Source organism: Isoptericola hypogeus, assembly GCF_039531145.1.
Taxonomy (GTDB): domain Bacteria; phylum Actinomycetota; class Actinomycetes; order Actinomycetales; family Cellulomonadaceae; genus Isoptericola; species Isoptericola hypogeus.
The window spans coordinates 1,699,037-1,724,456 of sequence record NZ_BAAAPM010000003.1; the positions used below are offsets into that span (position 1 = coordinate 1,699,037).

Genomic DNA, 25,420 nt, shown 5'->3' on the forward strand with positions numbered 1-25,420 from the left:
CAGCATCGGAGCGTGACCAGCCAGGACACCGCGACGACCGCAGGCGGTACGACGAAGGTCTCCCTGCTGACCCTCACCGCCATGGTCGTCGGCTCGATGGTGGGCGCCGGAGTGTTCTCGCTCCCGAGCCGCTTCGCCTCCCAGACGGGCGCCATGGGCGCCCTCATCGCCTGGGCGGTGGCAGGCACCGGAATGCTCATGCTCGCGTTCGTCTTCCAGCGCCTCGCGGTACGCAAGCCCGACCTCGACGCGGGCATCTACGCCTACGCGAAGGCGGGCTTCGGCGAGTACACGGGCTTCTTCGCGGCCGCGGGCTACTGGGCCAGCGCCTGCGTCGGCAACGTCACCTACTGGGTGCTCATCATGTCGACGCTGGGGCAGTGGATCCCGGCGCTCGGCGCCGGGGACACGGTGCTGGCGCTCGCGTGCTCCACCGTCGGCCTGTGGCTGTTCTTCCTGCTCGTGCGGCGGGGGATCAAGGAGGCGGCGGCGATCAACCGGATCGTCACGGTCGCCAAGGTCATCCCGATCATCGTCTTCGTGCTGCTCGCGCTGTTCGTCTTCGACCCGGCAGTCTTCGCCGAGAACTGGGGCGGCGCGGACTACGCCGGCTCCCTGTTCGACCAGGTGCGCGGGACGATGCTGGTCACCGTCTTCGTGTTCCTCGGAGTGGAGGGGGCGAGCGTCTACTCCCGGCACGCCAAGCGGCGCGAGGACGTCGGCCGCGCCACGATCCTCGGCTTCGTGAGCGTGCTCGCGATCTTCGCCTCGGTGTCGATCGTGTCCTACGGGATCATGCCGATGGCGGAGATCGCCGAGCTGCGCCAGCCGTCGATGGCGGGGGTCCTCGAGGCGGCGGTCGGCGAGTGGGGCAGCGTCTTCGTCGGCGTCGGGCTGATCGTCTCGGTGCTCGGGGCGTACCTGGCGTGGACGCTCATGGCCGCGGAGGTGCTGTTCGTCAGCGCGAAGGACCGTGACATGCCCCGGTTCCTCGCGCGCCAGTCGGACCGCGACGTGCCGGTCAACGCGCTGCTCCTCAGCACGTCGCTCTCGCAGGTCGTGCTGGTCCTCACGTACTTCTCCGAGGACGCCTTCGACTTCGCGCTCGACATGACGGCCGTCATGACGCTGATCCCGTTCCTGCTCGCCGCCCTCTACGCTGCCAAGCTCCGTGTGACCCGCGAGACGTACGACGGCGCGCGGTCCTCGACCCTGCGCGCGGACCTGGTGATCACGGTGCTCGCCGTGCTGTACACGGCGTTCCTGGTCTTCGCGGCCGGCTTCGACCTCGTGCTGGTCTCGTTCCTCTTCTATGCCCCGGCGACGATCCTGTTCCTCATGACCCGGCGCGAGCAGGGGCGGCGGGTCTTCACGCGCGGCGAGCTGGTCCTGTTCGTGGCGGTGGTCGCCGTCGCCGTGATCGCCGTGGTCGGGCTCGCCGTCGGGTGGATCTCGATCTGACCGGCCAGGCACCTCACTGTCGTCCGTCCCCGCCGACGAAAGGTTCATCACGATGACGACCGCCCCGTCCACACCGTCCGTCCCCGTGCACGGCGTCCACTCGGAGGTCGGTCGGCTGCGCAAGGTGCTGGTGTGCTCGCCCGGGCTGGCGCACGAGCGGCTCACGCCCACGAACTCGGACGACCTGCTGTTCGACGACGTGATGTGGGTGGAGAACGCCCAGCGCGACCACCTGGACTTCGTCAACAAGCTGACCAACCGGGGGGTCGAGGTCGTCGAGCTGCACGACCTGCTGGCGCAGACGATGGCGATCGGCGAGGCCCGCGCCTGGCTGCTGGACCGCAAGGTGGTGCCGAACCGGGTGGGGCTGGGGCTGCTGGAGCCGACGCGCGACTACCTGGACTCGCTGGCGGAGAAGGACCTCGCCCGGGTCCTGATCGGCGGCCTCGCCACCTCCGACCTCCCGGAGGACTTCCGTACCGACTACGTCACCCTGGCCCGCGAGTCCACGGGCGCCCGCGAGTACCTGCTGCCGCCCCTGCCCAACACCCTGTACACCCGGGACACGACGTGCTGGATCTACGGCGGCCTCACGATGAACCCGCTGTACTGGCCCGCACGCAAGGACGAGACGCTGCTGATGAAGGCGATCTACTCCTTCCACCCGGAGTACGTGGGCTCCACCGTCTGGTGGGGCGACCCGGAGCAGGACTGGGCGCAGGCGACGATCGAGGGCGGCGACGTCATGCCCGTCGGGAACGGCGTCGTGCTGGTCGGGATGAGCGAGCGCACCTCGCGGCAGGGCATCACGCAACTCGCCAAGGCGCTGTTCGACGGCGGCGCCGCCGAACAGGTGGTCGTGGCGGGGATGCCACGGCTGCGTGCGGCGATGCACCTGGACACCGTGTTCACCTTCGCCGACCGGGACCTGGTCACCGTGCACCCGGCGATCGTCGACGGCATCCACACGTTCACGCTCCGTCCCAGCGACCGGTCGCCCGGCGTCGAGGTCACCGACGAGGGCGACACCCCGTTCGTCGACGTCGTCGCGCGGGCGATGGGGCTGCCACGGCTGCGGGTCGTCGAGACCGAGGGGGACGTGTACGCCTCCGAACGGCAGCAGTGGGACTCCGGGAACAACGCCGTCGCGCTTGAGCCCGGCGTCGTCTTCACCTACGACAGGAACACCCTCACCAACGCCGCCCTGCGCCGCGCCGGGGTGGAGGTCATCACCATCGTCGGCGCCGAGCTCGGCCGGGGCCGCGGAGGTGGGCACTGCATGACCTGCCCCATCGCCCGTGACCCGCTGGACTGACTGTGAGGATCGCTTTCGCAGCCTGATGGTGCTGGGCTGTGGCTTGGTGACCGCGCGCGTGACCCTTGGTCTGACTGGCTTCGTGCCTTCGCAGTCGCTCGAGACCTCTACCGACTGCTCGAGGCAGACCCGACACCGGCTTGACGAACCATAGGAGTGTCCCGCCCCCAGCCCGGGATCTTGAGCGCCGCTCGCCGGCTTGCGGCGGGCCCGTGGGTGGCGAACGGACGACGCCGTGCGGGGACCCGAGTCAGAACGGCGGTTCGCCGGCGCGGTCCGCCCGTGTGGTCGGTCGCGTGGTGCCGTGGATCGGAGCGGTCTCGGTGTCGGTGTCGGTCGTGCCGGACGCCGCAGTGGTGGCGCTATCTGGCATCGGGCCGTCGCCAGTGGTCAGGGCGGTGGTCGCGGGTGCCGGCTCCCGGACGAGGTCGCGGGTCTCGGCGGTCCATTCGTCGAGGAGTCCGAGGGTGTGGTCGGCGGTGCCGGGGGTGGTGAGGTAGGTGCGGCCGCGGGGTGAGGTCCAGGCCAGGACGCCGTGGTCGAGCTGTTCGACGTTCCAGCGGGACTCGTGCTTGAGCGTGTGATGTCTGCGGCACAGGTGCGCCAGGTTCTGCGCGTCGGTGGGGCCGCCGTCGACCCACGCGGTCGTGTGGTCGACGTCGCAGCGCGTGGCGGGGATGCGGCAGCCGGGGAACCGGCACGTGACGTCGCGCAGGGTGAGGAAGGCGCGCAGGTCGGCGGGCACGACGTAGCTACGCCGGTCCACGGTGAGCATGGCCCCGGTGACGGGGTCGGTGAGGATGCGCCGCAGCGTCGGGGCGTGGGCGGCGAGCTGTCGTGCGGTCTCCGCATCGAGGGGAACGGTGCCGTCGAGCGTGCCCGGATCCTCGCTCGCGCCGGTCAGGGTGGTGACCGGGACCGTCACGTGCACGACGGGCCGAATGCTGCGCGCCAGCGTGACCAGCGGGTCCGGGGGCGGCGTTGCTGGTGGGTGGTTGGGTGACCTCGTGCCCGGTGGTTCCGACGGCGGTGACGTGCCGGGCGGTGTCGCGCCGGGTGGTCCTGCAACTGGCGGCGAATCGAAGGCCGCGCCTGATGGGGGCGTCTCAGTAGCCGCTGCCGTGTCGGACTCCCCGGCCTTGCGTTCGGGCTCGCGCTCGGCACCAGCCTCGGGGCCGCTGGTGCCGCCGGTGCTGCCCGTGTCGTCGAGGAGCAGGGCGGTCAGGGTGGCGGCGCGTAGCTGCCCGATGCCACGGGGGTCGCCGGTGGTCTTGGCGCGGGCGGCGGTGCGGGTGAGGCGGTCGTGCACAGCGTGCGCCACAGGAGAGGGCAGGTGCGCGGTGAGCCAGGACATGCCGTCCTTGCCGTCATCGACCCACACGTCGGCCTTCAGGTTCGCGGCCTCGTGCCGAACCTCGGCGGGCACGGGGTGCAGCAGGTCGCGGGCCGCGCGGGCCAGGGCGCCGAACTTCGCCGCGGTCACCTCCGGGGCGCGGTGCAGCACGACCGCTTCGATCTCGGCCACGGCGTGGGCGGGCAGGTCGGCCACGGCCTCGACCAGCACGGCCGCGTGCCGGTAGCTGATCCTCCCGGTGCACAGCGCGTCGAGGGTGGCTCTGGCGCGCCGGGTCAGGACCTGCGCGTCGGACAGCAGGGTGGAGGCCGAGGCTTCGCCGATCCCCAGCGCGCACGCGACCTCTGCCGCCAACGCTCGGTGAGCGACGGAAGAACGCCGTACGGCCGGCGCGGTCGCGACCCGCGGGACGTCGAGGTCGAGCATCGTCTCCGGGGCGGCCTCGGTCGCGGCGAGTACCTCGGCCAGCGCCACGGTGCGGCGTCCCAAGGCGGCGTTCGCGGCCGTCTGCTCGTCCGCTGCCCGGCCCAGCGCAGCGTCCAGCACGAGTTGTGCTGCTGCGGTGCCCGGCGTCCGTGCCATGCGACAAGTCAACCAGGAGCCACCGACACGGAGTCGAACGTCTGTTCGACCGTCGTGGGCGAGACGAGAGGCGCGAGAGGCGCCGGTCGGCGCGAAGCCAGGGTCTCCACGGTCTCGACCGGTGGTCTCGACCCCGCGTGTCGAATGGCTCGACCGGTGGACACGACCGTGGCCCCGATGGGCGCTGGCCGGGGCGCGGTCGAGCGAGGGAGGGCGGGATTGAACGCGTGCCGAGCTGCCGAACCGTTCGCGCAGCGACCGCGGTGCGCCCGACGGCGCCGGCTCGGGTGTCGTGCGGCGGTCTGAGGGCCGGGAGGCTGTGTGCGCCGCCGGTGCAGGGCCGACGCGCATCGCGTGGGGACCTGTGTCGAGGGGAACAGCAGCGCCCCGAGATCGGTTCATCCATCGGCGGGCAGGTCCTGCGACCTGCCCCGACGCATGTCCCGCCCCTACCGAAGGACCCATCACGCCTCTCGACCGCACGCCCTCCGCTCTGACGCCCGACCACGAGGAGACGCCCATGACCACGACCGGGACCCACGACATCGGCGCGCTGGCCGCCGCCCCCGCCGTCCACCTCCTCGCCGCCGACGCTGAACGTGGCGCGCGCAGCTGGGTCGTGCGGCTCGGCCGTGACCTGTACGTGCGGACCGTCCCGGGCGACGGGTGGTCACGGGCCGGGCGGGCGCGGGTGCGGCTGGACGGGGCGGAGTACCCGGTCGTGCTGACGGAGGTCGCGCCCGAGCTGCACGGCCCGCTCGACGACGCGTACCGAGCCAAGTACGACGGGTACGGCAGGGCGAAGATCGACGCCGTCCTGTCGGACACGGCGACGGCCGCGACCTTTCGGCTCAGGCCGCGCCGCGTCACCGTAGGGGAGCGGGTCACCCAGGCGGTCGCTGCGCTGCGGCTGCGCGTCGCGACGGCGGGGCCCGTGCGGGATGCGGACGCCCCCTGTCCGAGCAGCTGATTCCGGTGGACATCACGCCGCTCGGGCGGAGACGATCCCGGCCATGACGATCCGCTACCCCCGCCCCCTGCGCCCCGGCGACACGATCGGCGTGACGGCGCCGTCGTCCGGCGTCGAGGAGCGCCTTCATGCCCGCCTGCAGCACGCGGTCGACGTCGTGCGCGCCAAGGGCTACGAGGTCCGCGTGGGCAGCACGACCACAGGAGAGGGGATCGTCAGCGCCCCGGCGGACGCGCGCGCCGCGGAGCTCACCGCGATGCTCACGGACCCCGCGGTGCGCGCCGTCGTGCCGCCATGGGGCGGGTCGCTCGCCATCGACCTGCTGCACCGCCTCGACTGGGAGGCGCTGGCCGCCGACCCGACCTGGCTCGTCGGCTTCTCCGACATGTCGACGGTCCTGCTCCCGCTGACGCTGCGCACCGGCGTCGCGACGCTGCACGGGCAGAACCTCATGGACACCCCGTACGACGTCCCGGACGGCCTGCTGGGTTGGTGGGACGTGGCCGCCGCCGAGCAGTCGGGGGTGCCAGGTGCCGCCCTCGTGCAGCGCTCGCCGCGCCGCCACCGCCGGTCCGGCTGGGACGACTACGAAGGGCACCCGGACGTCTCGACCTGGACCCTCGACACCCCGGGCTCCTGGCTCCGCCTCGACGCCGGCGCCGACCCGGGCGAACCCGTGGACGTCACCGGCCGGCTGATCGGCGGCTGCGTGGAGATGTTGCCGTTCCTGGCCGGGACGGCGTACGGCGACGTGCCGCGGTTCGCCGCCGAGCACGCGCCGGAGGGCCTGGTCGTCTACCTCGACGTGTGCGAGTGGGGCGCCGACGACATCGGCCGCGCGCTGTGGGCCCTGCGGCACGCGGGCTGGTTCGACGCCGCGAACGCCGTCCTGGTCAGCCGCACGCGCGCCCCCGGCCTTGAGGGATTCACCCAGCACGACGCCGCCCGGGACGCGCTCGGCGACCTGGGCATCCCCGTGCTCGGCGACGTCGAGTGCGGCCACGTGCCGCCGTTCCTCGCCCTGGTCAACGGCGCGCTCGCGCGCGTGCAGCACTCGCCGGAGGAGTCGGTGATCACCCAGCACCTCGTGGGGTAGCGGAGCCAGGTCGCCTCAGCAGCCGCGTGCACGGATGACCCGGAGACCGCCTCAGACCGTGAACGCGCGACCCACGACCTCGCGCGCCGGCCCGGTGCGGTCGAGGAACGAGGCGTCGCCGGCCAGCAGCTCGCGGGCGGCGGTGACGAGCCCGCTCAGGGCGTTCCACGCGAACGTGCCGCCCACGGAGATGCGAGCGACGCCCGCCTCGGCGAGCTCTGCCGGCGTCGGCCCGCCGGCGACGAGGAGCGCGTTGACCGGCCGGTCGACCTCCCGGCACACGGTCGTGACCTGTCGGGCGTCGCGCAGGCCCGGCGCGTACAGGACGTCCGCGCCCGCATCCTGGTACGCCTGGAGCCGCGCGATCGTGTCCGCGAGGTCGTCGCGGCCGTGCAGGTGGTTCTCGCAGCGCGCGGTGAGCACGACGTCGCCGGACGCCTCCGCTGCGGCCGCGACACGCTCGACGGCGAGCCCCCGCTCGTAGACCGGGTCGTCCGTCCGCCCGGTGTGGTCCTCGATCGAACAGCCCGCGAGGCCCCCGTCCCGAGCGGCGCGGACGGTCTGCGCGACGTCGTCCGGAGCGTCCGCGAACCCGTTCTCCAGGTCGGCGCTCACGGGCACGTCGACGGCGGCCGCCAGCGCGGCCGCGTGCTCGAGCGCCTCCACGCGCGACACCGCGCCGTCGGGCCGGCCGAGCGTGGCAGCGAACCCGCTGCTCGTCGTCGCGACGGCGGCGAACCCGAGTGCGGCAAGGATCCGCGCGGATCCCACGTCCCACGCATTGGGCAGCAGCAGCGGGTCGCCGGGGCGGTGCAGGGCGAGGAAGTCGGCGCGCATGCCAGGCACGCTACCGACCGGGGCCGACATGCCGGCCGTTGCCGTATCAGCGGTGCCGCCGGCGGGCTCCCCACCGGTAGGACGACGCACGCGCTCGTGCGACGCCCTGACCGCGACGACGCGGCCCGGTTCACCCGGGAGGGCGAGATGAGACGACTGCTCGGCGCGCTGGTGGCCCTGCTGGTTCTGACGGCAACGGCGACGGCATGCGCGGACGGCACCGGCTCGGGGCCCGGCGCGACGTCGTCCGAGTCCGCCCCGCCGGTCGGCGACGGCGAGCTCGAAGAGCCGCTCCCGGAGGTCGGGGGCGAACCCCAGGCCGACCTGGCCGGGCTCCTGGTCGGGGGAGACCAGTTCTCCCTGGTCGACGGCGCGTGGTGCGGGCTCGCCTCCCTCCAGGACGCGCTGCCGGACGGGGTGCGGGTGAGCATCACGACCCTCTGGCTGCAGACGCCGGGCGCCGCGCTCGTCGACCGGGCCTGCGGCGGCACGCCGTGCGTCGAGGCCGTCCTCACGGCGGCGGGCTCCGTCTCGTGCACCGTCGCGGTCACGCCGCCCACCCCGGTGACCGAGGTGGTCCTCCTGACGATGGACGCGGTCGCACGGTGCGACACCCAGGCGGTGTGCGACGAGTACGCCGCCGGCGCGACGCTCGGGCAGACGTGGACGATGTGCCATCCCTCCGGCGAGTACGACTGCGACCCCGAGACCGACGACGGGCCGACCGACCCCGCGCCCGTCGAATCCGTCGATCCCGCCGCGACCGACGGGTCGACCGACGAACCGACCGACGAACCGACCGACGAGCCGACGGGCGAGCAGGCGACGCCGTGACGCGGCCGCCCCCCGCGCCGGAGGCGGAGCAGCCCGGCACGCTGGGTCGCGTCTGGTCGGTGCTGGGCTCGGTGGTCGCGCCCGCGACGTTCGTCACCGCGATCCTGTTCTACTTCGGCTACGTCTCGACGCGCGCGCAGTACCTGTACTTCGGCGTCGACGTGGACCTGCTGGGGTACAGCACGCAGGAGTTCGTCATGCGCAGCCCGGGGCCGCTGCTCGTGCCGATGCTCGGGATGCTCGTCGTGGGCGCGGGGCTCGTCCTCGCGGACGCGGCGCTGCGGCGCCGGCTCGCCGAGGCGCCGGAGCCGGTGGCGCGGCGCTGGACGCGCGGGCTGGGGCTCGGCGGCAGCGCCGTGCTGACGGTCGGCGTGGTGCTGCTCCTCGCGTACCCCGCGCTCGGGGCGTGGTCGTACTACCCGCTCGTGACCCCGCTCGTCATCGGTGCCGGGGCGGCGGCCCTCGCCTACGGGCTGACGTGGGCACGCCGCCATCCGCCCGGCGATCCGCCCGGCCATCCGCCCGGAGACGGCGCCGCCCGCGGGCCGCGGCCGGCCGGTCCCGACCCGGCGCGGACCGCCACCCTGCTGCTCGTCCTCACGGTGATCGCGGCGCTCTTCTGGGCCACGGGCACTGTGGCAGAGTGGGCGGGCCGGGGCCAGGCCAAGGAGCTCGCCCGTGACCTCGGCAGCCTTCCCGCCGTCGTCGTCGACACGCCGCAGCGGCTGCAGGTGGGCGACCCGGCCGTCACCGAGGAGGACCTCGCGGCGGGCGACGGGGAGTACCGGTTCCGCTACCGCGGCCTGCGTCTGCTGGTCGAGGGCGGCGGCACCCTCTTCCTCGTGCCCGAGCGGTGGTCGCCCCACGGGTCGACCCTCGTCGTGCCGCTCGACGACGTCCGCGTGAAGCTCCGGTTCGTCAACGACCCGCCGTGAGCAGGTCATGACGCGCCCGCTGCGGGAGGATGTCGGCAGCACCCGCCGCGACGAAGGAGAGCACGTTGACCTGCCGACCCATCTGCCGGCCGAGCCCGACCCGGTGGTCGAGGTGAGCCGCGAACGGTTCCCCCGCTGGGTCTACGAGAAGGGCGCGGAGCCCGACCCGCGGTTCTCCCTGGCCAACGAGCGCACCATCCTCGCGTGGATCCGCACCGCCCTCGGGCTCATCGCCGGCGGCACGGCGCTCGAGGCGCTCGACCTGCCGATGGAGCCCGGGCTGCGTCTGGCGTCGTCGATCGTGCTGCTCGTCGCCGGGGCCCTGGTGCCGGTCGCGGCCGCCGTCGAGTGGGCGCGCACCGAGCGGGCGATGCGCGAGCACGGCCCGCTGCCGGGCGGGCTGACGGGCTTCGTCCTCGTCGTGACCGTCAGCGTCGTGGGCGTCCTCGTCCTGCTCGCGCTCCTGCTGCACCAGGGCTGACGATGGGGGGCGCACGATGACCGGCGACGAGAGCACCCCACCGCTCGTCGGGCCCGAGCGGGACCGCGGCCTCCAGGCCGAGCGCACGGCCCTCGCGTGGCGCCGCACGCTGCTGTCGTTCACCGCGGTGTGCGGGGTGGCGTGGCAGACGCTCCCGACGGTCGAGGGTCCGAGGACGTTGGCGCTCGCGGCCGCGGTGGCGCTCGTCCTCACCCCGCCGCTGTGGTGGTTCGCGAAGCGCCACGCGCACCACACGCACCGGCACCTCGGCCACGACGAGCCGCGGCTGCGGCACGGCTTCCGGATCGCCCTCATCTGTGCCGGGACGACGCTGCTCGGCGCGGCCGGGCTGGTGCTGGCCGTGTTCTTCTGAACGATGCTCTTCTGAACGATGCTCTTCTGACGTCGAACACGGGGTTGGGTTCGCTTTGAGGCCTCAAAGCGAACCCAACCCCGTGTTCGGCGATTGGCTGGTGTCAGGGGGTGACGATGGCGAAGTTCTTGTCGCCCGGGTCGAGGACGGCGACGAGGCGGCCGAGGACGGACGGGTTGGTGACCTCGAGCCCCGCGGCGGCGAGCGCGTCCGGCGAGCCCGCGGCGAGCGCGGGGAGCGCGGACCGCGTCCCGGTGATCGTCGCGTCGGCGTCGCCCTCCTGGGCGGCCGCGCTGTAGGTGAGGGCGCCGTTGGAGAGCCGCACGCGGTACCGCGTGTCGGCGTCGGTGAGCACGACGTCGATCGACAGGTTCTCGTCCCAGGCCTCCGGGCCGTTCACCTGGATGGCGAGGGCGTCGAACAGCATCTCGGGGGTGAGGTTGGCGATGACGTCCGGCGCGTTCGTCTCCGTCGGGGTGCCGAACTGGCCGTCGCGCAGCTCCATCGCGCCCGCGAGGTAGAAGTCGCGCCAGGTGCCGTTCTCGGCGCCGTAGCCGAGCTGCTCGTACGTGTCGGCGAGCACCTCGCGCGCGGCGGCGTGGTCGGGCTCGGCGAAGACGGCGTGGTTCGCGACCTCGGCCGCCCACCGGAAGTCGCCCGCGTCGAACGCCTCGCGGGCGTTCGTCACCAGGGCGTCGACGCCGCCGGCGAGCTTCGCGTAGCGCTTGGCCCGCTCGACCGGGGTGTGCTCCCACAGGTGGGCGGGGTTGCCGTCGAACCAGCCGAGGTAGCGCTGGTAGATGGCCTTGACGTTGTGGCTCACGGAGCCGTAGTAGCCGCGGGCGTTCCACGCGTTCTCGAGCGCCGGCGGGAGCTGGATCTCCTCGGCGATCTCCGGGCCGGTGAGGCCCTTGTTGAGCATGCGCAGGGTCTGGTCGTGCAGGTAGGCGTAGATGTCGCGCTGGTCCTGCAGGAACCGGACCACGCGCTCCTTGCCCCAGGTCGGCCAGTGGTGGGACGCGAAGGCGACCTCGACGTCACCACCGAACAGGTCGATGGTCTCGGTGAGGTAGTGGGCCCAGGCGTGCGGGTCGCGCACGACGGCGCCGCGCAGCGTCAGGGTGTTGTGCAGCGTGTGGGTCGCGTCCTCCGCGGTGCACAGGGCCTTGAAGTCGGGCAGGTACAGGAGCAGCTCCGACGGTGCCTCGGTGCCGGGCGCCATCTGGAAGATCATGCGGACGCCGTCGACGGTCACCTCCTGGCCGGTCGTGGAGATGATGTCGGTGGGCGGGACGAAGGAGACCTCGCCGGTCGAGAGCGTCTGACCGAGGCCCGCCCCGACCTGACCCTGCGGGCCGCGCGCGAGGGCGGCGCCGAACATGTAGGCGGCGCGGCGGTTCATCGCCGTGCCCGCGTAGACGTTCTCCACGATGGAGTGCTCGACGAAACCTTCGGGCGCGAAGATCTTGACCGCGCCGGAGTCGACGTCCGCGGTGGAGATGAAGCCCTTGGTGCCGCCGTAGTGGTCGGCGTGCGAGTGGGTGTAGACGATCGCCTTCACCGGCCGGTCGCCGCGGTGCTCGCGGTACAGGGCGAGGGCGGCGGCGCCGGTCTCGTTGGTCAGGAGGGTGTCGATGACGATGACGCCCTCGTCGCCCTCGATGATCGACGTGTTCGACAGGTCCATGCCGCGCACCTGGTAGATGCCCGGGACCACCTCGAACAGGCCCTCGGCCACGTTCAGCTTGGACTGGCGCCACAGGCTCGGGTTCACCGTGTCGGGAGCGTCACCGTCGAGGAAGGAGTACGTGTCGTTGTCCCACACCACGGTGCCGTGGGCATCCGTGACGGCGTTGGGCTGGCGGCGGCCGACCAGACCGCGGTTCGCGTCCTCGAAGTCCTGGGTGTCCGAGAACGGCAGACTGTTCAGCACGGCCTGCTGCTGGCTGACGACGGTCGGGGTTGCGGGTTTGGGCGTCGTAGGCATGGCGCCAGGCTGGCACCGTTCGCCGGGTTCCGCGCGGCGAGTGTTCAGCCCTCGGCGGACGCGGGTGCGGCCCCCTGCCCGCCGTCCGGAGCCCGCTTGCCGAGCTCCGCGGCGGTGAGCAGCAGCACGGCGGTGAGCAGCAGCGAGGCCACCATCACCGTGACCAGTACCTCGGGCGTGGCGACGAAGCTCGTGCCGGCGATGAGGAGTGCGGCGGAGAGGTTGCGCTGCGCCGTCCCGAGCGACGTCACCGACCGCTCGGCGCGCCCGGAGCCGCCGAGCAGCCAGCCGACGACCAGCAGCACGACGGTGAACAGCAGCGTCGCGAGCAGGACCCCCGTGCCGACCTGGTCCCAGATGGCGGGCAGCCCGACGAGCACGGCCGCGCCGATGCCGAGCGCGAGCGCTGCCGTCGAGATGCGGTTGAGGATCGGGGCGACCTTCGCGGCCTCGGGGTAGCGCGCCCGCACGACGAGCGCGACGGCGAGCGGCAGCAGCATGAGCAGCAGCAGCGGCCGCGCGATGTCCCACGCGCTCACGGTGACGCCGTCGACGAGCAGCGGCAGCACCAGCGGCACGTAGGCCACGGTGACCACCATGAGCAGCACCATCAGCCCCACCGAGTACGGCACCTCGCCGTGCGCGAGCTGCGCCAGCTTGGGCAGGAACGGGGCGCCCGCGGCGACGCCGAGCAGCAGCAGCCCCAGGCTCTGGGAGTCGCTCAGCCCGAACAGCGCGGCGACGCCCCACGCGGCCGCCGGCGCGACGACGAAGCTCGTCACGAGGCCCAGCACCACCAGCCGGACGTTCCTCAGCGGCGTGAGGATCTGCTGCACGGTCAGCGAGAGGCCGAGGCCGACCATCGACGTCAGCACGAACGTGAGGATCGCGACCTGCGCGATGCCGGTGAGGACGTCTGTCACGGGGACTCCTGGTCGAGTGGAGGGCCGCCGTCGTCGGGCGGCGGCGAGGCGGGCGGCGGCGAGGCGGGCGGCGGCGAGGCGGGCGGGGAGGTGCGGGCTCGGGAGGTGCGCCGGCGCTCGGCGAGGTCGTAGGCCTGGCGCACGGAGCCCAGGAGCATGTCCGTCTGCGGGACGACGGAGTCCTGCAGACGCCGTGAGACACCCCCGGTGGCGAACCGACGCCCGAGCTCCTCCGGGACGCCGCACACCACCACCTCGACGCCGTGGTCGTGCCAGCGGTCGAGCAGGCGGTCGAGCGACTTGAGGAACGTGGTCGACGGGATGCCGACGGACCCGCGCAACGAGATCACCAGGGCGGCATCACGGGTGTCGGCCGTGTGCGGCCACTCCTCCTCGAGCCGGTTCACCTCGGCGAAGAATCCGGACCCGACGTAGTGCAGCACCGTGGTGCGCCCGCTGGGCAGGACCGCAGGGGCGTCGTCGACCCGGAAGTCGCCGTCGCCCGTCGGGACGAGGTGCACCAGGCGTCCGCGCTTGGCCGACTGCACCGCGAACAGCACGATCGACAGCCCGGCCCCGAGGAAGATCGCCTGCTGCAGCGGGAGCTGCGTGGTCGCGGCGAACGTCACGACCATCGCCGCCGCGGACAGCCACGACGTGCGCAGCACGAGGACGATGTCGGCCCACCGGCCTACCACCAGCTCGCCGCCGATGACGATCAGCAGGCCGCCGATGACGGCCATCGGGATCTCGCCGGCGAGCGGCCCGAGGGCGAGCACGAGGACGACGAGCCAGACGCCGGCGAAGATGCCGGCCCAGCGGGTCTGCGCGCCGCCGCTGGTCGCGACGCCGGTGCGGGACAACGAGCCGCCGGTGGGCAGCGCGCCGAAGAAGCCGCCCGCGACGTTCGCGAGCCCCTGCGCGGTGAAGTCCTTGGAGACGTCGGTGCGAGACCCGTCCGGGTTGGGGACCGCGGCCCCGATGCCCGCCGCCTGGGCGAGCGCGATGAGCGCGATCGCGAGTCCGCCGGCCGTGAGCTCCGGCAGCGCGCCGGCGTCGGGCAGCGTGAGCGGCGGCAGGGAGCGGGGGATCGCGGCGATGTCGCTGACCCGCTCCACGTCCGTGCCCAGCAGCGTGACGATCACCGTGACGACGACGAGCGACACGAGCGTCGCCGTCTTGCGCAGCCGCGGCACGAGGCTGAGCGCCGCCCAGGCGGCGACCGTCGCGCCGGCCACGGCGACGGTCGGCCCGTCCCAGTCCCCGACGTGCACGAGGCCCTCGACGAGCTTGCCCACCGTGTTGTGGGACTGCGGCGAGTAGCCGGTCGCGTCCTTGACCACCCCCGCGACGATCTGCACGGCGATGCCGGCGGTGAAGCCCGTCATCACCGCCGTCGAGACGAACGACATCACCGAGCCGAGCTTGAGCACCCCGAGCAGCACCATCCACAGCCCGACCATGAGCGTGAGCGCGGCGATCGCCCCCAGGTCGCCGGGGTCCAGCCCCGCGTCAGTGAGCACGCTGCGCGCCGACAGGGCGATCGCGCTGGTCAGCGTCGTGACCATGAGCACGGTGCGGGAGAAGATCGAGCCGATCACGGTGGGCACCGCGCCCGACCACAGGCCCAGCGGCGCCGAGAATCCGCCGACCGTCGCGTACGCCATGCCCTCGGGGATGGAGAACAGCCCGGTCACGAAGCCGGACACGACGTCGCGCGGGGTGGGTTTCGGTGCACGCACCCCAGCACCCTGCCCCACGCTCATCGGTCCCGCGACCTGGGTCGACGCGGTCGTCGCCCTTGCTCGCCGCGCCACATGGTGCGATCTCTGCCACTCTCGATAGCGGTGCCCGGGGCGCGACGCCTCCTTGGGGCCGACGCGCCGGAGTGTGGGAGGGCACTGATGGTGGATCGTCGTGGGTCGTCGAGGCGGGTTGCCCGCCGGCGAGCGGTGTCGGCGACGGTGGCGGGGACGCTCGCGCTCGGTGGCGCGGTCGTGGCCACCTCGACGCCGATCGTCCCCGCTCCCGAGGCCGCCGCCGCGCCTTTCGAGTGCCCGGCCGAAGGCTTCCTGGTGCAGAACACCGTGCCCGACTTCTACGCGGTGGACATCGCCACGGGTGAGAGCGAGCAGATCGCCGACAACATCTTCCCCACCGGCATCAACTCCATCGGGTACAACGTGCTCGACGACTTCGTCTACGGCGTCTCGTCGGCCGACGACGTCATACGGATCCACGACGACGGCGCCACGGAGAACCTCGGCCCTCTCGACGACTCGGTCACGTTCCCCGTCAACACGAACATGGGCGACGTCACCCCTCAGGGCCTCTGGTACATCCGCAACTCGACGGTCGACCGGACCCCGTGGGCGGCCGTCGACCTTCGCCCCGGGTCGCCCACGTACCTGCAGATCGTGGACTCGGGGACCACCGACGTCCAGCAGGGCACGGCGCCCGGAAGTCTCGGCGGCGCCGACTGGGCCTACAGCCCGCTCGACGGCATGTTCTACTCCGTCGGCTACGGAGCCGGCTCCGGCCAGGCGATCCTGCACCGCTTCGACCCGGCGACCGGGGTGTCCACGGCCGCCGCCGCCCTTGGGGTGCTGACGGCGCCGGACGGATCGCTCACCCAGCCGCCCGGGCAGACGGGGAACTACCGGGCGTTCGGCGCGGTGTACGCGGACGCCGACGGCTTCCTCTACGGCTCGGGCAACGGCAGCGGGCACATCTGGCGGGTCGACCTGAACGACCCGTCCGCGGCCACCACGGAGTTCTTCGCCTTCGGGCCGGCGTCGACCGCGAACGACGGCGCCCGGTGCGCGGCGGCGCCCCTGCCTGTGGACTTCGGCGACGCGCCCGCGTCGTACGGCACGTCGCTGGCCGACGACGGCGCCCGCCACAGCCTCGTGGACTACGACCCCGCGACCCACACCGCGCCCCTGATGCTCGGCGACGCGAACACGGTGGACGACGAGATCGACGGTGTCGCCTCGGCCACCGCGGACTCCGACGACGCCGCAGGGGTGGACGACGAGGGTGCGGTCATCGCACCGGTCACGGTGACGGCCGGCCAGGAGACCTCCGTCCCCGTGACGGTGACCAACGACAGCGCCGAACCGGCCACGCTCGCGGCCTGGCTCGACGCCGACCACAGCGGTACGTACGACGCCGGCGAGCTGGTCACCACGTCCGTCCCCGCGTCGTCCGGCACCGACACGTACAGCGTCATGCTGCCCGCCGCAACCACCGGCGAGACGTTCCTGCGCCTGCGCCTGTTCGCGGGGGACGTGGCCGACCCGTCGCCGACCGGCGCGGCCGCGGGCGGCGAGGTCGAGGACCATCCGGTGGTAGCGCAGGTGACGGCCGGGCCGCCGTTCGTCTGCACAGGGGATGCCTACCTGTTCCAGGACGTGCCGAGCGAGTCGTGGGTCGGCGACCTCGTCACGGGTGAGTTCACGCAAGAAGCCACAGGCTTCTACGACTCGCACATCAACGGCATCGGCTACAACCTGCTCGACGGCTACGTCTACGGATGGAGCAACAGCGCCAGTCCCGGGGGGACGTCCGAGCCCGCCGGACTGGTGCGGATCGGCGCGGACTACGACGTCGAGAACCTGGGTCTGCCGGAGGGGACGAGCGCGTCCACGCTGTTCGGCGCGGGCGACGTGGACGGGGACGGCGTCTACTGGGGGGCCAACCCGAGTGCCGGACAGGGAACGGCGTGGTCTTGGGCAGCGATCGACGTCGACCCCGACTCCCCGACCTACGCGCAGACCCTCGACACCGGGACGCTCCCGCAGCCGACCGGTCTGAGCCTCGACAACGACTGGGCGGTCAACCCCGTCGACGGGCTCCTGTACCAGGTGGCGACGGTCGTCGGCGGCACGGCACGGCACCTCGTGCGCGTCGACTACGACGGTGCGGAGCTCACGGCCACGGATCTCGGGCTGCTCTCCGGCATCACCGGCGAGACGAATCTTTTCGGCGCGGTGTACTTCGATGCCGACGGAAACCTCTACGCCGGCAACAACACGAGTGGCGCGATCTACCGCATCGACACTGCGGCCGTCACGGCGTCGTTCTTCGCGCAGGGGCCGGGAGGCGTGGGGCAGAACGACGGCGCACGGTGTGCCACCGCCCCGATCGTCGTCGACTTCGGAGATGCGCCCGACACCTACGCGACGACGCTGGACGCCGACGGGGCCCGACACGGGCTGGTCGACTACGACGAGTCCACGAACACCGCGCCGCTCATGCTCGGCGACTCGGCCACGGTGGACTCCGAGGATGACGGGATGCCCGGTGCGGGCGCCGACGGCGACGACACGGCGGGGGTGGACGACGAAGGTGCCGTCGCCGACCCGATCACCCTCACCACCGGCGTCGAGGCGACGGTCACGGTCGCGGCCACGAACACCACGGACGATGCGGCGACCCTGGCGGGGTGGGTCGACCTGGACGGCAACGGCACGTTCGAGGCGGACGAGCTCGTCACCGTCGAGGTCCCGGCCGGGTCGGGGACGGCGGACTACGAGCTGACGTTCCCCGGCGCGACGGTGCCGGGTGACTCGTACGCACGGTTCCGGCTGTTCGCGGGGGCCGTCGCCGACCCCTCGCCGACGGGTCCCGTCTCCGCCGGCGAGGTGGAGGACTACCCCGTCACCGTGCAGAGCGAGCCGCTGACGTGCGAGACGGTGTACTCGATCCAGAGCAACAGCCCGTGGAACCTCTACGAGGTGAACACCAGCACGGGCGTGATGACGCCGGTCCACCAGTTCGCGCCCACGGGCGGCATCAACGCGCTCGGGATCTCCGGCGACGGGCAGTACGCCTTCAGCCACTCCGGGACCGACGTCTTCGTCTTCGACACCGCGACCGAGACCACGGCGACCTTCGGCACCGGGCAGAGTGTCGCCGCGACCCACGGTGCAGTCGACCGAGCGACCGGCGTCTACTACTACGGCAACATCAGCGGGAGCACGGCCCAGGTGTACGCGTTCGACCCGGCCACCTCGACGGACCTGGGCCACGTGGCCTCGATCTCGATCCCGGGCGCTCCGGGGGCGAACGGCGACTGGGCGTTCGACAGCTTCGGCAACCTCTACCTGTCCGCGGGGGCAGGAGGTTCCAACAACGTGTACGTGGCCTCGGGGCCGCTGCCGTCCACGGAGCAGCCCTCGCCCGTCGCCGTCGCCGGGCAGCAGATCGCCACGATCGCCGCCGACGACTCGATCAACGGGCTGGCGGTCGACGTCGCCGGGTACATGTACGTGAGCAGCGCGAACACGCTGTACCAGGTCAACCCCAGCTCGGGGCAGGTGGTCGCGAGTCCGTCGCTCTCGCCGTCGGGACTGAGCGTCGATCTCGCGTCGTGCGCGACGCCGGCCACGATCGAGGTGATGAAGGACGTCGTCGACCGGCGCGACCCCACGGACCAGTTCACGGTGTCCATCACCGGCGGAGGGATTGTCGACGGCCTGGGCAACACGGGCACGACCACCGGCGAGGACCTCGGACTGCAGGACGAGGCGGGCGAGTTCGGCGGCCCCCTGATGGCGTTGGTCGGCGAGACCTACACGGTCACCGAGACGCCGGCGGGCACCACCGACCTGACGAACTACACGACGACGTGGCAGTGCGTGAACCAGATCGACGACTCCGTGATCGCCGAGGGCGAGGGCATCGAGGGTGAGTTCACGATGCCGCCGGCCACCGCCGGCGGGGTCGGCGCGGCCGTGCTGTGCACGTTCACCAACGAGGACCTGCCACAGCCGGGCCTGACGATCACCAAGACCGCGGACCCGGCCGACGAGGCGCTGCCGGGGGGCACGGTCGAGTACACGGTCACGGTGGAGAACTCGGGCGAGACGGACTACACGGCCGAGGACCCGGCGACCTTCACCGACGACCTCACCGAGGTGCTGGACGACGCGGCGTTCAACGACGACGCCTCGGCTGACGTCGGCACGCCGTCGTACACCGCGCCGGAGCTGTCCTGGTCCGGGCCGCTCGCGGTCGGGGAGACCGCGACCATCACCTATTCGGTGACCGTGGACGACCCGCCCAGCGGCGATGGCGAGCTGACCAACGCCGTCGTCGGGCCGCCGGAGTCGAACTGCGTCGACGGCACCGAGGAGGACTGCACGATCGTGGTGCCGGTCCGGGCGCTGGCCATCACCAAGACCGTCGTCCCGGCCGACGAGGCGCTGCCCGGAGACACGGTCGACTACACGGTGACGGTCGAGAACATCGGCCAGGCGCCGTACACGGTGCAGGACCCGGCGACGTTCACCGACGACCTGACCGAGGTGCTGGACGACGCGACGTTCGACGACGACGCGAGCGCGGACGTGGGCGAGGTGAACTACGACGAACCGCAGCTGACCTGGGAGGGCGCGCTGGCGCCGGGTGACGTCGCTACCGTCACATACTCCGTGACGGTGAACGACCCGCTCACCGGCGACGGCACGCTCACCAACGCCGTTGTCGGGCCCCCGGAATCCAACTGCGACGACGGCACGGAGACCGACTGCACCACCGACGTCCCGGTGCGCGCCCTGGAGATCACGAAGACGGCGGACCCCGACGGCGAGGTGCTGCCGGGTGGCACCGTGACCTACACCGTGACCGTGGAGAACACCGGCCAGGTGCCGTACACCGCGCTGGACCCGGCGACGTTCGACGACGACCTCACCGACGTGCTCGACGACGCCACCTGGAACAGCGACGCGACCGCGGACATCGGCGCCGTGGCGTTCGCGGACCCGACGCTGTCGTGGTCCGGCCCCCTGCCGGCGGGCGAGACGGCGACCATCACGTACTCCGTGACGGTGAACGACCCGCTCACCGGCGACGGCACACTGACGAACGCCGTCGTCGGGCCGCCAGAGTCGGGCTGCGACGACGGCACGGAGCCTGGCTGCAGCACCGACGTGCCGGTCCGCGACCTGATCATCACCAAGACCGCCGACCCGGCCGACGAGGCGCTGCCGGGCGACACGGTGGACTACACCGTCACGGTGACCAACTCCGGCCAGGCGCCGTACACCGCGCTGAACCCGGCGACGTTCGACGACGACCTCACCGACGTGCTCGACGACGCGACGTTCAACGACGACGCCACGGCGGACGTGGGCGAGGCGACGTACGCGGAGCCGACGCTGTCGTGGAGCGGCGCGCTCGCGCCTGGTGACACGGCGACGATCACGTACTCGGTGACCGTGAACGACCCCGTGTCGGGCGACGGCACGCTCACCAACGCCGTCGTCGGGCCGCCGGAGTCGGGCTGTGTCGACGGCACCGAGCCCGGCTGCGGCACCGACGTCCCCGTGCGGGCGCTGACCATCGTGAAGTCGTCCGACGGCGCGGGCGAGGCGCTGCCGGGCGACACCGTGACGTACACGATCACGGTCGAGAACTCGGGCCAGGTGCCGTACACCCCCGACGGCCCGGCGACGTTCGACGACGACCTGACCGAGGTGCTCGACGACGCGACGTTCGGCGAGGTGACCGCGGACGTCGGCGAGGCGGCGTTCGCCGACCCGACGCTGTCGTGGAGCGGCCCGCTCGAGCCCGGCGAGACGGCGACGATCACGTACACGGTGACCGTGAACGACCCGCCGTCGGGCGACGGCGAGATGCTCAACGTCGTCGTGGGCCCGCCGGAGTCGAACTGCACCGACCCGGGCGCCACCGACCCGGACTGCATCGAGCCCAACCCGGTCCGCGCGCTCGAGATCGCGAAGTCGGCGGACCCGGCGGACGAGGTGCTCCCGGGCGAGACGGTGACCTACACGGTCACCGTCGAGAACACGGGCCAGGTGGCGTACACCGCCGACGGCCCGGCCACGTTCGACGACGACCTGTCGGGAGTGCTGGACGACGCGGTCTACAACGGGGACGCGACGGCGGACCTGGGGGCGACGTCGTACGCGGAGCCGGAGCTGACGTGGTCGGGGGCGCTCGAACCGGGCGAGACCGCGACCATCACGTACTCCGTGACCGTGAACGACCCGCCGTCGGGCGACGGGACGCTGGACAACGCCGTCGTCGGCCCGCCGGAGTCGAACTGCGACGACGGCAGCGAGGACGGCTGCCACGTGCCGGTACCCGTTCGCGCACTGGAGATCACGAAGACGGCCGACCCGGCCGACGAGGTCACCCCCGGCTCCGCGGTGGAGTACACGATCACGGTGACCAACACCGGTGGGGCGGACTACACGGACGCCGACCCGGCGTCGTTCACCGACGACCTGTCCGAGGTGCTCGACGACGCGACGTACGACGGCGACGCGGCGGCCGACGCCGGCGAGGTGACCTACGCGGAGCCGACGCTGTCCTGGTCGGGCGCCCTCGCGTCTGGTGCGACCGCGACGATCACGTACTCGATGACGGTGAACGACCCGCCGACCGGCGACGGCGTGCTGGACAACGCCGTCGTGGGGCCGGAGGAGTCAAACTGTGATGATGGCAGCGAGGACGGCTGCCACGTGCCCGTCCCGGTCAAGGCGCTGGAGATCACCAAGACCGCCGACCCGTCGGGCGAGGTGCTCCCGGGCGGGACCGTCGAGTACACGGTGACCGTGACGAACACCGGCGGCGCGGACTACACGGCGGACGACCCGGCGTCCTTCACGGACGACCTGACGAACGTGCTCGACGACGCGTCGTGGGACGGCGACGCGACGGCGGACGTGGGTGCGGTCTCGTTCGCGGATCCGATCCTGTCGTGGTCCGGTCCGCTGCCCGCGGGCGAGACGGCGACGATCGCGTACTCGGTGACGGTGAACGACCCCGTGTCCGGCGACGGGACGCTGGAGAACGCCGTGGTCGGGCCGCCGGAGTCGAACTGCGACGACGGGAGCGAGGACGGGTGCCACGTGCCCGTTCCGGTGCGGGCGCTGGAGATCAGCAAGACGGCGGACCCGTCGGGCGAGGTGCTGCCGGGCGGCACGGTCGAGTACACGGTCACGGTGACGAACGCCGGCCAGGTCGCGTACACGGCGCTGAACCCGGCGACGTTCACGGACGACCTCACGGAGGTGCTGGACGACGCGACGTACAACGACGACGCCTCGGCAGACGCCGGCGAGGTGACCTACGCGGAGCCGGAGCTGGCCTGGGAGGGGGCGCTGCCGGCGGGCGAGTCGGCGACGATCACGTACTCCGTGACGGTGAACGACCCGCTCACCGGAGACGGGACGCTGGAGAACGCCGTGGTCGGGCCGCCGGAGTCGAACTGCGACGACGGCAGCGAGGACGGGTGCCACGTGCCGGTGCCGGTGCGGGCGCTGGAGATCAGCAAGACGGCGGACCCGTCGGGCGAGGTCCTGCCCGGGGGCACCGTGGCGTACACCGTGACCGTCGAGAACACCGGCCAGGTCGCGTACACGGCGCTCAGTCCGGCGACGTTCACGGACGACCTCTCCGCGGTGCTGGACGACGCGACCTGGAACGGCGACGCCGCTGCCGACGTCGGCGCGGTCTCGTTCGCGGAGCCGATCCTGTCGTGGTCGGGTGCCCTGCCGGCCGGCGAGACCGCGACCATCACGTACTCCGTGACGGTGGACGACCCGCCGTCGGGCGACGGCACGCTGACGAACGCCGTCGTCGGCCCGGACGAATCCAACTGCGAGCCCGGCTCCGACGACGCCGCCTGCGGTACGGACGTGCCCGTCCGGGCGCTGGAGATCGTCAAGACGGCGGACCCGTCGGGCGAGGTGCTGCCGGGCGGCACGGTCGACTACTCGGTCACGGTGACGAACACCGGCCAGGTGGCGTACTCCGACGACGCGCCGGCAACCTTTACGGACGACCTGTCCGGCGTCCTGGACGATGCGACGTTCGACGACGACGCGGCGGCGGACGTGGGGACCGTGACGTACGCGGAGCCGGAGCTGGCCTGGGAGGGGGCGCTCGAGCCCGGGGACACGGCCACGATCACCTACTCCGTCACCGTGAACGACCCCCTCAGCGGCGACGGGACGCTGGACAACGCCGTCGTCGGGCCCCCGGAGTCGAGCTGCGACGCGGGGACCGAGGACGGCTGCCACGTGCCGGTGCCCGTGCGGGCGCTCCTCCTGGAGAAGACGTCGGACGGCGCGGGCGAGGCCCAGCCGGGCGACGTCGTGACGTACACGGTCACGGCGACGAACATCGGCCAGGTGCCGTACACCGAGGCCGCGCCGGCGACGTTCACGGACGACCTGACGGAGGTGCTGGACGACGCGACGTTCGACGACGACGCCGCGGCGGACGTCGGCGAGGTGACCTACGCGGAGCCGACGCTGTCCTGGTCCGGCGCCCTTGCGCCGGGCGAGGTCGCGACGGTCACGTACTCGGTCACGGTGAACGACCCGCCGTCGGGCGACGGGGAGATGGTCAACGTCGTGGTCGGCCCGCCGGAGTCGAACTGCACCGACCCCGGGTCGGCCGACCCGGACTGCGTCGAGCCCGACCCGATCAGGGACCTGACGATCAGCAAGTCCGCGGACCCCGTCGGCCAGGTGGACGCCGGCTCGACGGTGACCTACACGGTGACGGTGGAGAACACGGGCGGCGTGGACTACACGGCGGACGACCCGGCGTCGTTCACGGACGACCTCACGGAGGTGCTGGACGACGCGACCTTCGACGACGACGCCACGGCCGACGTCGGCGAGGTGGCGTACGCCGAGCCGGAGCTGGCGTGGTCGGGCGCGCTTGCGGTGGGCGAGACGGCCACGATCACGTACTCGGTGACGGTGAACAACCCGCTGACCGGGGACGGGACCCTGACGAACGTGGTGGTGGGGCCGGAGGAGTCGAACTGCGAGGACGGGGCCGAGGACCCTGAGTGCGGTGCGGACGTGCCCGTGCGGGCGTTGCACCTCGAGAAGACGTCGGACGGGGCCGCGGGCGCACGGCCGGGCGACACCATCACGTACACGGTGACTGCGACGAACACGGGCCAGGTGCCCTACACCGACGACGACCCGGCGACGTTCGACGACGACCTCACCGAGGTGCTGGACGACGCGGTGTTCAACGACGACGCCGCGGCGGACGTCGGGACGGCGTCGTACGCGGAGCCGATCCTGACCTGGTCCGGGCCGCTGGAGCCGGGCGAGGTCGCCACGATCACGTACTCGGTGACGCTGGACGACCCGCCGTCGGGCGACGAGAACCTGTTCAACGTGGTGCTCGGGCCGGACGAGTCGAACTGCACCGACCCGGAGTCGGACGACCCGGACTGCATCGAGCCCGACCCGGTCAAGGGCCTGGAGATCCTCAAGTCGGCCGACCCGGAGGGCGCGGTGACCGTGGGCGACACGGTGACCTACACGATCCAGGTGACGAACACGGGGACGGCCCCCTACACCGAGGACGACCCCGCGTTCTTCACCGACGACCTGTCGAACGTGCTGGACGACGCGGTCTTCGGCGACGACGCGGCCGCGGACGTCGGCGACGTGGGCTACACGGAGCCCGAGCTGGCCTGGTCGGGCGCGCTCGAGCCGGGCCAGACGGCGACGATCACGTACTCGGTGACCGTGAACGACCCGAGGAGCGGGGACGGCACGCTGGCGAACGCGGTCCTCGGGCCGCAGGAGTCCAACTGCCCGGTGGAGATGCCGTCGGGTGGCGGGGGCGCTGCTGCCGGTGGGCTGTCGACGGCGCTTGGGGTGTCGACCGCGATTCCGCAGATGCCGCCCGGCTGCCAGGTCCTCACGCCGATCCGGTCGTTCGAGGTGTCCAAGACGTCCGACACCACCGAGGCGGCCCCGGGCGACGTGGTGACCTACACGGTCACGGTGACGTCCACCGGGACGGCGCCGTACACGGACGAGGTCCCCGCCGGCTTCTCCGACGATCTGAGCGACGTGCTGGACGACGCGGCGCCGGAGGGCACGCCGTTCGCGAGCGACGGCGAGCTGTCGTTCACCGACCCGGTGCTCACGTGGACCGGCCCGCTGGACGTGGACGGGGTCGTGACGGTGACGTACTCGGTGCGGGTCGGCGACCCAGACGAGGGGGACGGCGCCTTGGTGAACGTCGTGACGCCGACCGACGGTACGGGCGGGCGTTGCACCAGCGACGACGAGTGCTCGACGTCGACCACGGTCACACCGCCCACCGCGCCTGCCGGGCCCGGCATCCTGCCCAGGACCGGCCCGGAGTGGATCGGCACGCTGCTCGCGGTGGCGCTGCTGCTGACCCTCGGCGGCGGCCTGCTCCACCGGTACGGCACGCGGCGGGAGCAATAGTGCGGGAGGCGGCCGAGAATCACC

Annotated in this window: 14 protein-coding genes; 9 read left to right on the forward strand and 5 right to left on the reverse strand. The window is 72.5% G+C overall.

Annotated elements, in window-relative coordinates; translation table 11 throughout:
• The first annotated feature begins 12 nt into the window (after nt 1–12).
• Both ABD254_RS09980 and ABD254_RS09985 read left to right on the forward strand, forming a co-directional pair.
• Nucleotides 13–1,461 carry a basic amino acid/polyamine antiporter gene (locus tag ABD254_RS09980; RefSeq protein ID WP_344248068.1) on the forward strand — a complete coding sequence of 483 codons (1,449 nt, stop codon included), beginning with the start codon at nt 13–15 and terminating at the stop codon, nt 1,459–1,461.
• Between the two features lie 52 nt (nt 1,462–1,513).
• A complete protein-coding gene (locus ABD254_RS09985) occupies nt 1,514–2,776 on the forward strand; it encodes an arginine deiminase (protein ID WP_344248070.1) in 1,263 nt (420 codons plus the stop codon).
• Nucleotides 2,777–3,026: 250 nt separating this feature from the next.
• Here the strand turns inward: ABD254_RS09985 and ABD254_RS09990 are convergent, their stop codons facing one another.
• Nucleotides 3,027–4,712, reverse strand: a complete 1,686-nt coding sequence (locus ABD254_RS09990; RefSeq protein ID WP_344248072.1) for an HNH endonuclease signature motif containing protein — start codon at nt 4,710–4,712, stop codon at nt 3,027–3,029.
• A gap of 520 nt (nt 4,713–5,232) precedes the next feature.
• Here ABD254_RS09990 and ABD254_RS09995 point away from each other — a divergent pair.
• Together ABD254_RS09995 and ABD254_RS10000 are read left to right on the forward strand one after the other, a co-directional pair.
• Complete coding sequence (locus tag ABD254_RS09995) at nt 5,233–5,682, forward strand: DUF2255 family protein (protein WP_344248074.1); 450 nt, start codon at nt 5,233–5,235, stop codon at nt 5,680–5,682.
• A 43-nt stretch (nt 5,683–5,725) separates the two neighbouring features.
• The gene (locus tag ABD254_RS10000) at nt 5,726–6,778 is read left to right on the forward strand and encodes a S66 family peptidase (RefSeq protein ID WP_344248076.1); all 1,053 of its coding nucleotides are present in this window, start codon (nt 5,726–5,728) and stop codon (nt 6,776–6,778) included.
• Between the two features lie 51 nt (nt 6,779–6,829).
• On the opposite strand, the gene ABD254_RS10005 is transcribed toward ABD254_RS10000, so the two are convergent.
• Complete coding sequence (locus ABD254_RS10005; RefSeq protein ID WP_344248078.1) at nt 6,830–7,615, reverse strand: isocitrate lyase/PEP mutase family protein; 786 nt, start codon at nt 7,613–7,615, stop codon at nt 6,830–6,832.
• 96 nt (nt 7,616–7,711) lie between these two features.
• On the opposite strand from ABD254_RS10005, the gene ABD254_RS10010 reads away from it, so the two are divergent.
• From ABD254_RS10010 to ABD254_RS10025, 4 genes are read left to right on the forward strand one after another with little or no spacing between them, the layout of a single operon-like run.
• On the forward strand, nt 7,712–8,449 hold the full coding sequence (locus tag ABD254_RS10010; RefSeq protein ID WP_344248080.1) for a hypothetical protein: 738 nt from the start codon (nt 7,712–7,714) through the stop codon (nt 8,447–8,449).
• Nucleotides 8,446–9,384 carry a hypothetical protein gene (locus ABD254_RS10015; protein ID WP_344248082.1) on the forward strand — a complete coding sequence of 313 codons (939 nt, stop codon included), beginning with the start codon at nt 8,446–8,448 and terminating at the stop codon, nt 9,382–9,384. Before ABD254_RS10010 ends, ABD254_RS10015 begins: the two co-directional genes overlap by 4 nt.
• A 7-nt stretch (nt 9,385–9,391) precedes the next feature.
• Nucleotides 9,392–9,865, forward strand: coding sequence for a YidH family protein (locus tag ABD254_RS10020; RefSeq protein WP_425553706.1), 474 nt, complete (start codon nt 9,392–9,394; stop codon nt 9,863–9,865).
• Nucleotides 9,866–9,881: 16 nt separating this feature from the next.
• A complete protein-coding gene (locus tag ABD254_RS10025) occupies nt 9,882–10,238 on the forward strand; it encodes a DUF202 domain-containing protein (RefSeq protein ID WP_344248084.1) in 357 nt (118 codons plus the stop codon).
• Between the two features lie 103 nt (nt 10,239–10,341).
• Here the strand turns inward: ABD254_RS10025 and ABD254_RS10030 are convergent, their stop codons facing one another.
• From ABD254_RS10030 to ABD254_RS10040, 3 genes are read right to left on the reverse strand one after another with little or no spacing between them, the layout of a single operon-like run.
• Nucleotides 10,342–12,225 carry an alkyl/aryl-sulfatase gene (locus tag ABD254_RS10030; protein WP_344248086.1) on the reverse strand — a complete coding sequence of 628 codons (1,884 nt, stop codon included), beginning with the start codon at nt 12,223–12,225 and terminating at the stop codon, nt 10,342–10,344.
• 44 nt (nt 12,226–12,269) lie between these two features.
• Complete coding sequence (locus tag ABD254_RS10035; RefSeq protein WP_344248088.1) at nt 12,270–13,148, reverse strand: bile acid:sodium symporter; 879 nt, start codon at nt 13,146–13,148, stop codon at nt 12,270–12,272.
• Nucleotides 13,145–14,890: a SulP family inorganic anion transporter gene (locus tag ABD254_RS10040; protein ID WP_344248090.1), complete on the reverse strand. Its 1,746-nt coding sequence runs from the start codon at nt 14,888–14,890 to the stop codon at nt 13,145–13,147. The genes ABD254_RS10035 and ABD254_RS10040 overlap by 4 nt, the downstream gene beginning before the upstream one ends.
• A 222-nt stretch (nt 14,891–15,112) precedes the next feature.
• Here ABD254_RS10040 and ABD254_RS10045 point away from each other — a divergent pair, with 222 nt between their 5' ends.
• Nucleotides 15,113–25,396 (forward strand): DUF7927 domain-containing protein, encoded by a 10,284-nt coding sequence (locus tag ABD254_RS10045; protein ID WP_344248092.1) that lies wholly within the window; start codon nt 15,113–15,115, stop codon nt 25,394–25,396.
• Nucleotides 25,397–25,420: the final 24 nt, after the last annotated feature.

Bases quoted from the DNA above. Each gene is read 5' to 3' on its own strand.
- ABD254_RS10000 (WP_344248076.1), top strand. From the start codon at position 5,726: ATGACGATCCGCTACCCCCGCCCCCTGCGCCCCGGCGACACGATCGGC.
- ABD254_RS10025 (WP_344248084.1), top strand. From the start codon at position 9,882: ATGACCGGCGACGAGAGCACCCCACCGCTCGTCGGGCCCGAGCGGGAC.
- ABD254_RS10005 (WP_344248078.1), bottom strand. From the start codon at position 7,615: ATGCGCGCCGACTTCCTCGCCCTGCACCGCCCCGGCGACCCGCTGCTG.
- ABD254_RS09985 (WP_344248070.1), top strand. From the start codon at position 1,514: ATGACGACCGCCCCGTCCACACCGTCCGTCCCCGTGCACGGCGTCCAC.
- ABD254_RS10030 (WP_344248086.1), bottom strand. From the start codon at position 12,225: ATGCCTACGACGCCCAAACCCGCAACCCCGACCGTCGTCAGCCAGCAG.
- ABD254_RS09990 (WP_344248072.1), bottom strand. From the start codon at position 4,712: ATGGCACGGACGCCGGGCACCGCAGCAGCACAACTCGTGCTGGACGCT.
- ABD254_RS09995 (WP_344248074.1), top strand. From the start codon at position 5,233: ATGACCACGACCGGGACCCACGACATCGGCGCGCTGGCCGCCGCCCCC.
- ABD254_RS10020 (WP_425553706.1), top strand. From the start codon at position 9,392: ATGACGCGCCCGCTGCGGGAGGATGTCGGCAGCACCCGCCGCGACGAA.